The 14,976-nt window shown below is 41.5% G+C and carries 11 protein-coding genes; 2 read left to right on the plus strand and 9 right to left on the minus strand.

The window, feature by feature from the left end:
• The first annotated feature begins 224 nt into the window (after nt 1–224).
• Entirely contained in the window at nt 225–1,373 is a 1,149-nt protein-coding gene (locus tag HX021_RS12540; RefSeq protein ID WP_286590711.1) for a LacI family DNA-binding transcriptional regulator, read from the plus strand.
• A gap of 170 nt (nt 1,374–1,543) precedes the next feature.
• Here the strand turns inward: HX021_RS12540 and uxuA are convergent, their stop codons facing one another.
• The 9 genes from uxuA to ettA all read right to left on the minus strand — a co-directional run bounded on the left by uxuA (nt 1,544) and on the right by ettA (nt 12,186).
• Nucleotides 1,544–2,704 carry a mannonate dehydratase gene (gene uxuA, locus HX021_RS12545; RefSeq protein ID WP_286590713.1) on the minus strand — a complete coding sequence of 387 codons (1,161 nt, stop codon included), beginning with the start codon at nt 2,702–2,704 and terminating at the stop codon, nt 1,544–1,546.
• A 13-nt stretch (nt 2,705–2,717) separates the two neighbouring features.
• Nucleotides 2,718–3,536 carry an SDR family oxidoreductase gene (locus tag HX021_RS12550; RefSeq protein WP_286590715.1) on the minus strand — a complete coding sequence of 273 codons (819 nt, stop codon included), beginning with the start codon at nt 3,534–3,536 and terminating at the stop codon, nt 2,718–2,720.
• Between the two features lie 108 nt (nt 3,537–3,644).
• Nucleotides 3,645–3,809 (minus strand): cbb3-type cytochrome oxidase assembly protein CcoS, encoded by a 165-nt coding sequence (gene ccoS / locus HX021_RS12555; RefSeq protein WP_286590716.1) that lies wholly within the window; start codon nt 3,807–3,809, stop codon nt 3,645–3,647.
• Nucleotides 3,810–3,814: 5 nt separating this feature from the next.
• Nucleotides 3,815–6,208, minus strand: coding sequence for a heavy metal translocating P-type ATPase (locus HX021_RS12560; protein ID WP_286590718.1), 2,394 nt, complete (start codon nt 6,206–6,208; stop codon nt 3,815–3,817).
• 8 nt (nt 6,209–6,216) lie between these two features.
• Nucleotides 6,217–7,581, minus strand: coding sequence for an oxygen-independent coproporphyrinogen III oxidase (hemN, locus tag HX021_RS12565; protein ID WP_286590996.1), 1,365 nt, complete (start codon nt 7,579–7,581; stop codon nt 6,217–6,219).
• Nucleotides 7,582–7,593: 12 nt separating this feature from the next.
• Complete coding sequence (locus tag HX021_RS12570; RefSeq protein ID WP_286590720.1) at nt 7,594–8,004, minus strand: Rossmann-fold NAD(P)-binding domain-containing protein; 411 nt, start codon at nt 8,002–8,004, stop codon at nt 7,594–7,596.
• Between the two features lie 210 nt (nt 8,005–8,214).
• Complete coding sequence (locus HX021_RS12575; protein ID WP_286590722.1) at nt 8,215–9,279, minus strand: response regulator; 1,065 nt, start codon at nt 9,277–9,279, stop codon at nt 8,215–8,217.
• 18 nt (nt 9,280–9,297) lie between these two features.
• Complete coding sequence (locus tag HX021_RS12580) at nt 9,298–10,494, minus strand: PAS domain-containing sensor histidine kinase (RefSeq protein ID WP_286590724.1); 1,197 nt, start codon at nt 10,492–10,494, stop codon at nt 9,298–9,300.
• A 9-nt stretch (nt 10,495–10,503) separates the two neighbouring features.
• Nucleotides 10,504–12,186 (minus strand): energy-dependent translational throttle protein EttA, encoded by a 1,683-nt coding sequence (gene ettA, locus HX021_RS12585; RefSeq protein ID WP_286590725.1) that lies wholly within the window; start codon nt 12,184–12,186, stop codon nt 10,504–10,506.
• Nucleotides 12,187–12,370: 184 nt separating this feature from the next.
• Between ettA and HX021_RS12590 the strand changes: the two genes are divergently transcribed.
• Entirely contained in the window at nt 12,371–14,896 is a 2,526-nt protein-coding gene (locus HX021_RS12590; protein ID WP_286590726.1) for an ATP-dependent Clp protease ATP-binding subunit, read from the plus strand.
• The last annotated feature ends 80 nt before the right edge of the window (nt 14,897–14,976 follow it).

Consider the following 14,976-nt stretch of genomic DNA (forward strand, 5'->3'; position numbering starts at 1 on the left):
TTCTTTCTCTTGACATAAGTCTCTTAAGTTATTAAAATTCTCTTAACTTAATGTCCACTCAAATGTAGCAACTTCAAAACCTAATGAAAACCTAACTTAATACTAAACTATTTCATTATTATAGCTATACTAATTTAGAGTATAAATAAACCACTGCTTAGAAACAACAGCCAAGACACCGGAAAATATGCCAGAAACTGGGATGGAAGGAAAAACACATCTCCATGGACGAAAAATTAAAAGCACTTAACATCAATAACAAATATGATATGGGTAATTATCATGATAAATCCATGTTTATCTACTTTTTTTATGTAGCTTTATCTACTGATATAATAACCTCCATAGCGATGAGCAGAACTACCCTGAAAGATATAGCATTAGAACTCAATATTTCTGTTTCTACCGTTTCCAAAGCGCTATCTGATAGCTATGAAATAAGTGAAGCGACTAAAAAAATAGTACAGGAATATGCCAGAAAGCACAATTTCCATCCTAACAAATTAGCACGGAGCTTAAAGATTGGAAAATCCAATACGATAGGCGTAATCGTATCCAATATCAGTAACACCTTTGTATCACAGATTTTGGACGGCATCCAGATAGCTTCCCAACAAACCATCTATGATATTATCTTCATGCAAAGCAGGGAAGACGAACGAATCGAAAAGAATTGCATCGATGTCCTCAGGATGAGAGGGATAGATGGCTTAATGATTGCTCCGGTATCTTCAGGTTCAAACATCGAAGAGCTCAAAGCGCTCATTAAAGCAAAAATACCGGTTGTTATTTTTGACCGCATAAATCATAAGCTAGACACATTTAAGGTTGGAGTTAACAATTTTCAGGGGGCATATGATGCTACACAACACCTCATCCAGCAGGGAAAACGAAACATATTACATATAACTGGCAAAAATCTGGGGGTTGCGGAAGAGCGATTGAACGGTTTTAAAGCAGCACTGTCAGATGCGGGCATTCCCTTTAACAAAAACCACTACATTGAATGTAATTTTAATAGCACTGCAGACTTGGATAAGACGATAAAGGAAATTTTAATTAAAGAATATGTTAACCATAAAAATATAGATGCCATTTTCGGTGCTACCGATGTAATCACAACACGTACACTGGGTATTTTAGCCGAATTGCAGGTAGAGGTCCCCGCTCAAGTTGCTGTAATCGGGTTTTCAAATACACAAATCGCTGCTTCATTAAATCCCGCATTGTCCACCGTAGTCCAGCCAGCAACAGAAATAGGCGAACTGGCAACAAAAAAATTGATTGAAACCATCAATATGACAAGGCCTATCCATGAATTTGAAACCATCGAACTTCCTACACAGCTCATTGTTCGAAAGTCATCACTGTAAAATTTATATCTCCGACTTATCGCTTAAGAAATAAAAAAATACAATCAGGTGGTCACGAATAGACATACCACCTGATTGTATTGACTTTTTTTCAACCGCTATCCCCATGCAGCTTCAATCTATCTTCATGTCTCCCTTACTTCGATGGGTCGCCGCTGACTCAAGGATCACTACTCTCCCAAAATTCCATATTCCAGTCCACGCAATTCAGCCAAACCTCTCAACCGGCCGATGGCAGAATAACCTGGGTTTGTTACTTTATGGAGATCATCCAGCATCTGATGGCCGTGATCAGGCCTAAATGGAATAGCTGTAGCACGCAATTGATTTTCAGCAACCAATATTTTCATGATCTTATACATATTCACATCCCCATCCAGATGATCTGCTTCATAAAAACTGCCAATCGCATCTTTCTTCACATTACGCAGGTGAACAAAATTCACACGTCCTTTGACGCTTTCCAAAATGGCGGGCAGATCGTTGGTCTGGCTTGCACCCAAAGAACCCGTGCAGAAGCAAATACCATTAAATGCTTGAGGCACCTCTTTTAAAAAATAATCAAAGTCTTCACCATTACTTGCGATGCGGGGCAATCCCAGGATCGGATAAGGAGGATCATCCGGGTGTATCGTCATACGAACACCATTTTCCTCGCATGCAGCTGCAATTCCATTTAAAAAGTAAACTAGGTTTTTACGTAATCCCTCTTTACCAATATGCTTATAAGTATGGATGCTTATTTTCAATGCATCCAATTCCACGCTCTTCTCTCCTGGAATCCCCATGAGAACCACATTGCTCAGGTCTACCTTCTGCTGTTCAGAAATTTCATCAAAGCGCTGGGTAGCCTGACGGACAATATCGGCCGGGTATTCGCTCTCCGCCGACTCCCGTTTTAATATGAAAATATCAAAAAGTGCCAGATCAATCCAATCGAAATACAGCGCTTTTGAACCATCTCGCATCAACAGATCCAATTGTGTCCGGGTCCAATCCAATACAGGCATAAAATTGTAACATACTGTCTTAATGCCACATTGCGCCAGATTGGTCAGCGTCTGTTTATATTTCTCAATATATTCATCTACTTTAGGTCCTTTTGTTTTGATCTCTTCATGTACGGTCACACTTTCCACCACGGACCAGGTCAGACCGGCTTCTTCAATCAGCCTTTTTCGTTCCTGGATATCTGCCAAAGGCCATACTTCGCCATGAGGAATATGATGCAAAGCTGTCACAATACCTGTTGCACCAGCCTGTTTTATATCTTGCAAAGTCACTGGATCATTAGGTCCGTACCAGCGCCATGTTTGTTCTAATTTTTTCATTTCAATATCGTTGTTATACACCACACCATGCATTAAAGCCTCCATCAACAAAAACAGTCTCTCCTGTCACAAATGCTGATGCATCACTCAATAAATAGATTAATGTCCCTTTCAGCTCCCGAGGGTCTCCCAAACGGTTATAAGGCGTTCCACTGAGAATACGTTGGGTACGCTCACTATAGCTACCATCAGCATTGATCAATAAATTCTTATTTTGTTTGGTGAGGAATACACCTGGGGCAATTGCATTCACACGGACTTGATCACCATAACGTTGCGCAAGCTCCGTTGCCATCCATTTGGTATAGCCATCTATACCATGTTTCGCTACCGTATACCCCAATACACGTGTAAAAGGTCGGCTAGCCGTCAATGATGAAATATTAACGATTGCCCCCTTGCCTCTTTCGGCAATCACCCGCCCAATAATATGCGTGGGGATCATTGTGCCATAGAGATTGAGCTCTATAGCTTTGATGGTATCTTGAATATTACTTGCAAATAAATCCTGGTCTGCCCCTATGGTCGCTCCAGGAATATTTCCTCCAACAGCATTCACCAATGCATCGATCCTTCCCCATTGTTGAAGAATTTCATCTTTTGCACGGTTAACATCCTGTTCGTCCATAATGTCAACCTCCACAAATATCGCTTCTCCCCCTATGGATTTTACCTGTTGAACTCGTTCCGCACCTACTTGTCCATTACGCCCAAGAATAGCAACTTTTGCTTCTGCTTCGGCTAACGCCTCTATAAATGCTTCGCCTAAAACTCCTGTACCGCCTGTAATGACAACAACTTTATCTTTTAATGAAAATGGGTTATTACTCATGTATATTTTATTTCAAATTGGTATTTCTCCCCCAATTTTATTCATAATAACCTGAATTACAAAAAAAAATAATTGATTTAATTACGATAACGTTTTAGTTAAGACGGCCTATCTTTCTTCTTCTTCTTCTGTAGTTTCATCATCAAACAGAATCCTTACAGAGGGGGTATATGTATCATTATGCTGTCCGGTCTTATTGGCCCAAAAAAAGGCACATAAGAAAACCAGCGCCAATAATACGCTACAACCGATCAATATGTACATGATTTCCATGGCAACTATAATTTATGACGTTTGGCATACCATCTGGTCATTAAGCTGGTAAAAGAGATAATCGTAACGGTACTTATCGGCATCAAGATAGCCGCGAACAACGGCGACATCATCCCTCGTACAGCAAAACTAAGCCCGATTACATTATACAGCAAAGAGATCACAAAACTCATATGAATTACTTTGACCGCATCTTTACTAAAGGCAAAAAAATCAGGTAGTTTTGAAAAAGATTCACCGTCTAATATGGCATCACATCCGGGTGAAAAATTATTGATATCATCGCTCACTGCAATACCCATATCCGCTCTTCGAAGCGCACCGGCATCATTTAGCCCATCCCCAATCATACAAACATGTTTCCCCTCTTGCTGAAAATGCTGAACGACTTCAAGCTTCTCCAGAGGAGACTGATTGAACAGCAGCTTCGACTTGGAAGGAAATATCAATCTCAAGGCATCCAGGCGTCGGTCATTGTCTCCAGAGATCAAATGAAGATCATAATGAGGTTTAAAATTTTCCACCAACGCAGACAGACCATTCCGCCACGATTGTTCCATGGTAAAATACCCTTTCAGTTCCCCTCCTATCCGTATAAATACAGCTGATCCATCGGTTTTTATATCACCTATACCTAAAAAAGCAGCACTACCAACCTGTATGACACGGCTATTGACAACTGCAGTAATCCCTTTTCCCGGAAGTTCTTTAAAATCCTGCACCAACATATCCGACGACACCTCCAGCCACTTCACAATCTCACGGCTCAGGGGATGTCCGGAATTTCGGCATACCGCATGGAGAAGTTTTCTGTCCGCCACACCAAGTGTTCCCTCAAAATAGATGGAAGATGACCTCGGTGAGGAGATCGTCCCGGTTTTATCGAAGACCAAAGTATCAATTGTCGCCATCTGTTCTATTGCTGCTGTATTTTTTACATAAAATTTATTCCGGTCAAAGATACTCAAGGCTGCGGAAAGGGTAAATGGAGAGCTCAACGCCAATGCACATGGACATGCGATGATCAGCACGGCAGTAAAAGCTCCCCATGCCCTATTGGCATTACCGTCAGACGCCCAGAATATGGCTGCAAAACAGGCTATTGCCAATAAAACAACAGTAAAATATTTGCTTATAAAGTTGACAAAGGTCTGGAAGTGTCTGTCATAATCTTTATAGTTTTCATTATTCCAAAGCTTAGTCAGGTAGGACTGTGAAATGGGTTTAACCACTTCCAGTTCAATAGCCTCCCCTGTCTGACGTCCACCTGCATAGATAATCTCTCCCAAGATCTTATTTATAGGGCTTGACTCTCCGGTCACAAAGCTAAAATCAATCGCTGCCTCTCCTTTTAACAATATCGCATCCGCAGGTATAATCTCATTGTTTCGGACAAGGATTCGGTCTCCGATACGCACCTCAGACAATTGTACGGGTTTATCACCAGCTTCAGTCAGTACCGTTACAGCAACAGGAAAGTAACTGCGGTAATCCCGTTCAAAGGATATGTGATAGTAAGTACGCTGCTGCACCCATTTTCCGATCAAAATAAAAAATACCAGGCTGCAGAGGGTATCTGTAAAACCGGCACCTGCATGGGTGATCACTTCAAAGGCCGATCGTAAAAACAGGACCAGAATCCCCAGCGCCAATGGAACATCGAGATTCAACCGTTTTTGTGTTAAACTGAAATAGGCCGATTTAAAGTAATCAGAAGCGCAATATAGCAAGACAGGTAAGCCAAATGCCAAATTGATATACCCGAAAAAACTTGCATATTCATGCTCAAAGTCACCCATGCCAAAATAGTCAGGGAAGCTAAACAGCATCGAATTTCCAAAACAAAATCCTGCGACAGCAATCTTGGCTACTAAAGGATTTAGGTTTTTCTGATTCCCCTCTTTGATCACATCCTGTAAGGTGATTTTGGGATCATAACCGATGTTCACCAGTAGATAGACCAGATCTTTCAAAGAGATTAGCTCATGATTAAATGTAATACTAGCCTGCTTTTTCATAAAATCCACCCGCGACTGCAATATATTGGGATTAAGTTTGTATAGGTTCTCCAGCAGCCAGATACATGAGCTACAATGAATCGCAGGGATATAAAAGGTAATGATCGTGATTTTGCTGTCCTTAAAATCAATGAGTTTATTTGCAATCTGAGGTTCATCCAGATAAGAAAAATCTTCCTGTCTGGATTTATTGGACTTTCCAGGATGTTGATTGTACCTATAGTACTGCTGCATACCACCAGCCTTCAGCACCTGGTAAACAGTCTGACAACCCAGACAACAAAAATCATGGTCATCCAGATGATATCCAGTTTCCTGGATCTTGTCTCCACAATGGAAACATAGCTCTTCCAATTGTATTCTTTCCTTAAATTCTGCCATATCTCGACTTAAATTGCTTGACTGAACAGCTGGTTTTGCGAACCTGACCGCAGCAGACGTTGATCAAAAGCCATACAGATATTTCTTAAAAATGAGCGCCCGGTGGGGGTAGCTTGGATACGGTCTCCCAATAGAACGACCAAACCATCAGCAACAAGCTCGGACAGCTTATGCTTAATTTGCGCATTGAGGTCAGAGCCTGGTTCAAGCTTCACTTCCCCCTGGCACATCATAGCAAGGATATAGCGCCTTATCATTAGATCTTCGTCGTCGAGCAGATGACCTTTCACGACAGGCAATATGCCAGATTCAATCCATTTATGGTATTCTTCCACTGTCTTCACATTTTGAGCAAAACCACCCCAGGCATCACTGATGGACGATACACCAATACCGATCAGCAATGAACTAAATCGATCCGCATACCCCATAAAATTACGATGTAACTTTCCTTGTTGAAAAGCCAGGTAGAGTGCATCTTCCCGTCGTGCAAAATGATCCATTCCAATATCTTCATAACCATGTTCCAAAATCAGTTTTTTTCCAATATGATAAAGGGCCAATTTAGCGGAACCGGAAGGCAAGTCAGCTTCTGTATAATGCCGTTGGCCAGGCTTTATCCATGGCACATGCGCATAACTGTAAAAGGAAATACGGTCTGGACCGAGCAGCATCGATTTTTGAATCGTATCTTCCACTGAAGCTAATGTCTGCTTTGGCAGACCGTAAATCAAATCAAAGTTGATCGATTCAAACCCGATTTTTCTCGCATTTAGCATCACTGCTTCAACTTCTTCCACGGTCTGATGCCTATTGATCACAAATTGCACTACCGGATCAAAGTCCTGTATCCCCAGGCTCAACCGACGAAAGCCCAAGTCAAACAAAGTCTGCAGATGCTCGATACGGGTATTTGCCGGATGAGCTTCAAAAGAAAATGAACTATCTGCTGCTACATCTACCTGACTCAATATCCCCTCTATCAATCGCCTAAGCATGTCAGGCTGAAAAAAGGTAGGTGTACCACCACCAAGATGGATTTCAGAAAGCAGCGGTCTTTCTCCTTTGAAAATAGCGAGGTACATTTCCCATTCTTTCAGAAGAGATTCAATATAGGGTCTCTCGACCTGATGATTTTTTGTGATACGTGTATTGCAACCGCAATAGGTACAAAGGCTCTCACAAAAAGGAAGATGTATATACAGGCTCAGCCCCTTTTCTTTTGATTGCTGAAAGGTCTGATAAACCTGATCGGCCCATGCTTTGACAGAAAATGTCGCATTGTCCCAAAAAGGTACTGTGGGATAACTTGTGTAACGCGGTGCCGCAACATTGTATTTCTGCACCAATTCTTCCATTGTCATCTGCTGCATATTCATCATAAATTATTTTTTTGCACAGTCGTTTAAACAACAACATGCTTTTCCAACACATTTTTCTATTCCCCATAGATTTAGGTTTCGGATTGTCTGCTCCGCCAGGCCTTTTGGGCTCTGGTCCTCAAAAGGTGCATTGGCGATCTGAATATGCAGATCGCCTGCTTTAACCAGATCTATATGCGAAGTTTCCTTACTTCGTGTCATAATTTTATTTATCCCCAATTCTTTTAGGCTGAGTAGCATCTCCTCGTCCAAAACATCAACTATGGAAATGACAACCACGTCCTTCCCACGGGCGTAATTCTGTGTTTCTGCATTTAATCCATTTGAAATCAAAGTCAAATCATGCTGTTTAGCATTGGCCAATGCCCAAAACTCTTTTTCAAATGATCTCACATTATATACTACTACTTTCATTCTAGATGCTCCAAATCAATTTTAGGGTTTTATCCTCAAACAAAAGTACTTCATGTATACAGTCAAAAACATGATGTGAGACCACACTATAAAATGATATAGATCACAATTATCAAAAAAAAAGAGCATGTCTGACTTTTTCAGACACGCTCTTTTTTCAATAGTGGATATGGTTATTAATCCATTTGAGTTTTTAATCCTTCCTTTTCATCATTGCTTGATATCTCGCAGATTCTTGATAGAATGTATATATATTTTGCCCTTTTCTTTGGAAATCAATCTCTCCTCTTTAAAATCAGAGAGCATACGAGAAACAGTTTCATTGGCAGTACCAGCAATGGATGCCAGTCCATCCCGCGTGATATCAATGATACATTCATCGATTTGGCTGATATTGACACCACTTTTCTCAGCCACACTGATCAGCGCATTTGCCACCCGTTTGCGTACAGAATGGTAGGCAAAACCAAGGAGTTGTTCTTCCTTCTCCCGAATATCGCTGGAAAGTAACTTGATAAACTTACTGGCAATAGCCGGCTTTTTCCATAACAGTTCCAAAAAACTATCTTTTGGAATAAGCACGATTTCGCTCGGTTCAACAGCTTCAGCATAATCTTCATAGTTTTCATTCAGCAGAATAGAAGCATAGCCAAAATAATTTCCCTGGATGAATATACCCGTAGACAGTTCCCGGCCATCCTTATAAGATTTGAAGCTGCGTACCTGGCCAGATTTTACATAGTAGATATAAGTCGGAGAATCATCTTTTTCATATATGGCCTGTTTTTTCTTCACCGTTTTCACTCGTGAATTGGCTATCAGCTCATGCAACAGCAGCACCTGCTCTGCGGCACTCAAATTGAGATCTTCCGGAGCTGCTTCAGCAGCTAGCTGTTCATGCCTTTTCAAGCGAACGTCGATGGCATTCATCAGTTCAACATCATCAAAAGGCTTTGTCAAATAATCATCTGCCCCCATTTCCATTGCTTTGCGCATATCGGCACGTTCGGCTTTCGCAGTTAAAAAAATAAAAGGAATCTTTGCCGTACTTTCAATTTTGCTCAACATAAAAAGTACGCCATAGCCATCCAATTCAGGCATCATAATATCGCAAAGGATCAAGTCCGGGATATGTCGGGTAGCCAGATCAACACCGATCCGTCCATTTTCAGCCGTAATCACATCATACCGTCCTGTCAGTTCCAAAATTTCGCTCGTCCCCTCACGGATGTCAATATTATCTTCAATGATTAGAATTGTTTTTTTATTTTTCATACGTAAATAGTCTATCTCTTAAAGGCCATTCTTCCTAAAACTAACTTTAAACGATGTCCCCTTATGCACTTCAGATTCAAACTCCATTTTTCCCTCCATGAGTTCGATATATCTTTTGACGATATTCAATCCCAATCCAGTTCCTGGAATATTTCCTGTATTGTGTGCTCTAAAAAATGGTTCAAACAGATGAACATGATCTTCTTCAGGGATACCGATACCGTTGTCTTTGACAGCTATTGAACAACCTTCTTCATCAATATAAGTAGTAAACTCAATCAGGGTATCCTCACCCGAATATTTAATGGCATTGGATATCAGATTTACCAATACATTTTTTAATAGATTTTGATCCAAGGAAAAATGCCCGATCTCACCTGTATGCTGATACACGATGTGCTGATTTTTCTTACAGATAAGCTGCATTTCCTCCGTAATTTCTTCAGCAAGTTCAACCAGATTGATCTCCTGTCGGTTCATGACAACAATACCTGTTTCCAATTTTTCCAGGGAAAGGAAATCGTTCAATATGCTGGTCAATAACTGTACAGCCCCTTTGATCCGGTTGGTATGCTTCAAGATACTTGCCTTATCATCGGGTCTCTCCGCATATTTTTCAATGAGTGAAGCTGACAGTTGCACCGAGCTCAAGGGGGTACGGAATTCATGGGATGCCATGGAAACAAACCTCGATTTCAGCTGGTTCAGCTCAATTTCTTTCTCCAAAGATTTGGAGACTTCTGCCTTTGCTTTCTCGAGTTCCGAAACCAAAGATATCAAATCACGTGTCCGCTCGCTGACTTTATGTTCCAATTCAGCGGCATGTTGTTTAAGCAGATCTTCTGCAGCTTTCTCCCGGGATAAATCATGGATAAAGCCGGTAAAGATATTTTTATCCTTGAGCCACACCTCACTGACCGCCAGTCGGAAGGGGAATGTTTCCCCATTTTTCCGAAGTCCCATTACCTCACGACCGATTCCGATGATTTTTTTATGTCCCGTTGTTTGGTAATTGTGAATATAGCCATCATGGTTACTCCGATCCGGCTCAGGCATTAACATCGACACATTATGCCCGATCACTTCTTCAGCCTGATAACCGAACAATTCAAGTGCAGCAGGGTTAATGCTCTCCACATGCCCCCTGTTGTCTATGGTAATGATCCCATCAATTGCATGGTCTATGATTGCTGCCAGTAGCCTTCCGCTTTCCATGTTGAGCTTCTATTTTACCAGTTTCTTATATTTAATGCGATGAGGTGTCACGTCACCCAGGCGTTTTTTGCGGTTCTCTTCGTATTCTGTGTAATTTCCTTCGAAGAAATAGACTTGAGAATCGCCTTCAAAAGCCAGGATATGCGTACATATACGGTCAAGGAACCATCTATCATGGGAAATCACTACCGCACAGCCACCAAAATTCTCCAATCCTTCCTCCAGTGCACGTAATGTATTGACATCGATATCATTGGTCGGCTCATCGAGTAAAAGCACATTCGATCCTTCTTTAAGGGTAATGGCCAGATGAACACGGTTGCGCTCCCCACCCGATAGTACACCTACTTTCTTCTGTTGGTCGGCACCATTAAAATTGAACTTGGACACATATGCCCTGGAGTTAACGTTACGGTTTCCCAATGTCATATTATCATTCCCCCCCGTAATATTCTCCCATACGGATTTTTCAGGATCCAGGTCATGGTGCATTTGATCCACGTAGCCCAATTTGACAGTTTCCCCTACCTTGAATGAACCTGTATCTGGTGTTTCCTGTCCAGTGATCAAACGAAATAAAGTCGTCTTTCCAGCACCGTTTGGTCCAATGATCCCCACGATCCCTGCCGGTGGCAGCATAAAGCTTAAATTTTCAAACAAGATACGGTCACCATAAGCTTTAGAAATATTCGTAGCTTCAATGACCGAATTCCCCAATCGTGGCCCCGGCGGAATAAACAATTCCAATTTTTCTTCCCGTTCTTTTGTTTCTTCTGAAGCTAGTTTTTCATAATTATGAAGACGGGCTTTCGATTTAGCGTGACGGGCCTTGGGAGCCATCCGTACCCATTCCAACTCACGTTCCAAGGTTTTTTGGCGCTTCGTTTCCTGTTTTTCCTCCTGTGCCAGACGTTTTGCTTTCTGATCCAACCAGGAAGAATAGTTTCCTTTCCAAGGAATTCCTTCACCACGGTCCAATTCCAGGATCCAGCCAGCTACATTATCCAAGAAATACCGGTCGTGGGTCACTGCAATTACAGTTCCTTTATATTGTTTAAGATGTTGTTCCAACCAGTCTATGGATTCCGCATCCAAGTGGTTGGTCGGTTCGTCCAGCAATAATACATCAGGTTCCTGCAACAGTAAGCGACATAATGCTACACGCCGGCGTTCTCCACCTGACAAATTGACAATTTTTGCTTCCGGTTCCGGACAGCGCAAAGCATCCATCGCCCGTTCCAATTTTGAATCAATTTCCCATGCATTTGTTGCATCAATTTTATCCTGAAGTTCACCTTGCCGAGTCAGCAACCTGTCCATTTCGTCCGCATTTTCATAGACCTCTGGCAAGCCAAATTTTTCATTGATTTCTTCGTATTCTTGTAAGATTGCTGTAATTTCGGCTACTCCTTCCTGGACTACTTCAAGTACAGTTTTTTCGAGATCCAATTCAGGTTCCTGCGCCAAATATCCCACAGAATAGCCTGGGGAGAACACAACTTCACCCTGATAGGACTTGTCCAAACCAGCAATAATTTTGAGCAATGATGATTTTCCAGATCCATTCAAACCGATCACACCGATTTTGGCACCATAGAAAAAAGATAAATAGATATTTTTTAGAACTTGTTTTTGAGGCGGATAAATTTTGTTGACACCCGCCATCGAAAAAATAATCTTCTCGTCTGACATAAAATTTAAAAAATTGGAAAACTCTTGTTATATTAACATACAAATGTAATCTTTTATACTGACATTTTGGACGTATAATGGTCATGGCTTAATTGTTGATGACATTATTTAAAATAATTTTAAGGATTGAAATGCAGAATTTACTACATTTATATATCCTTAATATAAAACAGAAAGGTATTCAATGGAAGCAAAATTTTCACCGCGCGTAAAGGATGTCATATCGTACAGTAGAGAGGAAGCTTTGAGATTGCGTCACGATTATATTGGCACTGAGCATTTGTTGCTTGGGCTTATTCGTGAAGGCGATGGAATGGCGATCAAAATCCTTAAAAACATAGGCATTGACACTACAGCCCTACGTCAATCTGTGGAAGACGCAGTGAAGGGGGCCTCCGTATCACGCGCTCCTATTGGCAATATGCCATTAACTAAACAAGCTGAAAAAGTTCTGAAAATCACCTATTTGGAGGCAAAGATTTTCAAATCGGATATCATAGGAACAGAGCATTTATTGTTGGCCATCCTACGGGATGAAGATAATATTGCTTCGCAAATTTTACAGCAATATAATGTGACTTATGACATCTTCAAATCTGAAGTCGAACAAAATAGAACAACCATTAAGGATGAAGCTCCGGGTTCACCTACTGGCGACGACGATTTTGCTGAAGATGATCAATATATCCAGCCGAAGAAGGTTTCGGATATAAAATCCAAGACTCCGGTACTGGACAACTTTGGCCGTGATCTGACCAAAGCTGCTGAGGAAGGCCGACTGGATCCTATTGTGGGCCGTGAAAAAGAAATCGAACGTGTATCGCAAATTCTTTCACGCCGCAAAAAGAATAATCCTTTGCTCATCGGAGAGCCGGGGGTTGGTAAATCCGCCATTGCTGAAGGGTTGGCCTTACGTATTGTGCAACGCAAAGTATCACGTGTCTTGTTCAACAAGCGTGTGGTTACCCTGGATCTAGCATCCTTGGTAGCAGGTACAAAATACCGTGGTCAGTTTGAAGAGCGTATGAAAGCGGTCATGAATGAACTGGAAAAATCGCCAGATGTGATCTTGTTTATTGACGAAATTCACACGATTGTCGGAGCGGGCGGTGCTTCTGGCTCACTCGATGCCTCCAACATGTTCAAACCAGCCTTGGCAAGGGGAGAAATTCAATGTATCGGTGCAACCACGCTGGATGAATATCGTCAGTATATTGAAAAAGATGGTGCCTTAGACCGTCGTTTCCAACGGGTAACTATCGAACCGGCTACACACGATGAAACAGTGGAGATATTGAACCGTATCAAGGAAAAATATGAGGATCACCATAATGTGACCTATACACCAGAAGCGATTGAAGCCTGTGTGTCATTGACCACACGTTATATTACGGATAGGTTCTTACCAGATAAGGCAATCGATGCATTAGACGAAGCTGGTTCTCGTGTGCATTTGAACAACATCCACGTTCCGCAGTCCATCATTGACATTGAGAACAAGATCGAAGAAGTCAAGTTGGAGAAAAACAAAGTGGTTCGCAGTCAGAAATACGAAGAAGCTGCCAAGTTGCGAGACACGGAGAAAAAACTGATCGAAGAACTGGAAAAAGAGAAAATAGCCTGGGAAGAAGAAACCAAATCAAAGCGATATACCGTTTCAGAGGAAAATGTTGCAGAGGTAGTCGCCATGATGACAGGTATCCCGGTACAACGTGTCAGCCAGACTGATAGTCAAAAACTATTGAACATGGCCGAACTGATGAAAGGAAGAATCATTGGTCAAGATGATGCTGTAGGTAAACTGGTCAAAGCCATTCAACGTACACGTGCTGGTTTGAAAGATCCAAAAAAACCAATAGGTTCATTTATCTTCCTGGGCCCTACTGGCGTTGGTAAAACAGAATTAGCAAAAGAGCTTGCTCGATTTATGTTTGATACCGAAGATGCGTTGATCCAAATTGACATGAGTGAATATATGGAGAAATTTGCGGTTTCACGTTTAGTTGGAGCGCCTCCAGGATATGTGGGTTATGAAGAAGGAGGTCAGCTAACGGAGAAAGTACGCCGTAAACCTTATGCTGTAATCTTATTGGATGAGATCGAAAAAGCGCATCCAGATGTATTCAATCTCTTGTTACAGGTACTAGATGAAGGGCAATTGACAGACAGTTTGGGTCGTAAGGTCGATTTCCGCAATACGATTGTGATCATGACATCCAACATTGGCGCACGTCAATTGAAGGAATTTGGTCAAGGTGTAGGTTTCACCACAGCAGCCAAGGAACAGCAATCTGATGCACATTCCCGTGGTGTGATCGAGACAGCATTGAAACGTGCTTTTGCACCAGAATTTTTGAACCGTATCGATGATGTCATCGTTTTCAACTCATTGACAAAGGAGAATATTTTCAAAATTATCGATATTGAGCTGAAAGCTTTGTTCAAGCGTATTGCAGATTTAGGATATACCATCAATTTGACGGATGAAGCAAAAGATTTCATCGCCGATAAAGGGTACGACAGTAATTTCGGTGCTCGTCCTTTAAAGCGGGCAATCCAAAAATACCTGGAAGATCCTATTGCGGAAGAAATCCTCAAAGGCAATGTGCAGACCGGTTCAGTTTTGACCGTAAGCATTAATCCGGAAACCAAAGATATTGAGGTATCTAGCTCTGATCCGAAGTCTTCAAAAGATACAGCGGAGAAATAGTCAACCGCTGTATTCGAAATAATTTCAAAAAATGCACCATAATGGTGCATTTTTTGTTGTATAGAAGGTTGACGTTAAAC

Source organism: Sphingobacterium sp. N143 (assembly GCF_030325625.1).
In the GTDB taxonomy this organism is placed as follows: Bacteria; Bacteroidota; Bacteroidia; order Sphingobacteriales; family Sphingobacteriaceae; genus Sphingobacterium.

Bases quoted from the DNA above. Each gene is read 5' to 3' on its own strand.
- HX021_RS12540 (WP_286590711.1), top strand. From the start codon at position 225: ATGGACGAAAAATTAAAAGCACTTAACATCAATAACAAATATGATATG.
- uxuA (WP_286590713.1), bottom strand. From the start codon at position 2,704: ATGAAAAAATTAGAACAAACATGGCGCTGGTACGGACCTAATGATCCA.
- HX021_RS12550 (WP_286590715.1), bottom strand. From the start codon at position 3,536: ATGAGTAATAACCCATTTTCATTAAAAGATAAAGTTGTTGTCATTACA.
- ccoS (WP_286590716.1), bottom strand. From the start codon at position 3,809: ATGGAAATCATGTACATATTGATCGGTTGTAGCGTATTATTGGCGCTG.
- HX021_RS12560 (WP_286590718.1), bottom strand. From the start codon at position 6,208: ATGGCAGAATTTAAGGAAAGAATACAATTGGAAGAGCTATGTTTCCAT.
- hemN (WP_286590996.1), bottom strand. From the start codon at position 7,581: ATGCAGCAGATGACAATGGAAGAATTGGTGCAGAAATACAATGTTGCG.
- HX021_RS12570 (WP_286590720.1), bottom strand. From the start codon at position 8,004: ATGAAAGTAGTAGTATATAATGTGAGATCATTTGAAAAAGAGTTTTGG.
- HX021_RS12575 (WP_286590722.1), bottom strand. From the start codon at position 9,279: ATGAAAAATAAAAAAACAATTCTAATCATTGAAGATAATATTGACATC.
- HX021_RS12580 (WP_286590724.1), bottom strand. From the start codon at position 10,494: ATGGAAAGCGGAAGGCTACTGGCAGCAATCATAGACCATGCAATTGAT.
- ettA (WP_286590725.1), bottom strand. From the start codon at position 12,186: ATGTCAGACGAGAAGATTATTTTTTCGATGGCGGGTGTCAACAAAATT.
- HX021_RS12590 (WP_286590726.1), top strand. From the start codon at position 12,371: ATGGAAGCAAAATTTTCACCGCGCGTAAAGGATGTCATATCGTACAGT.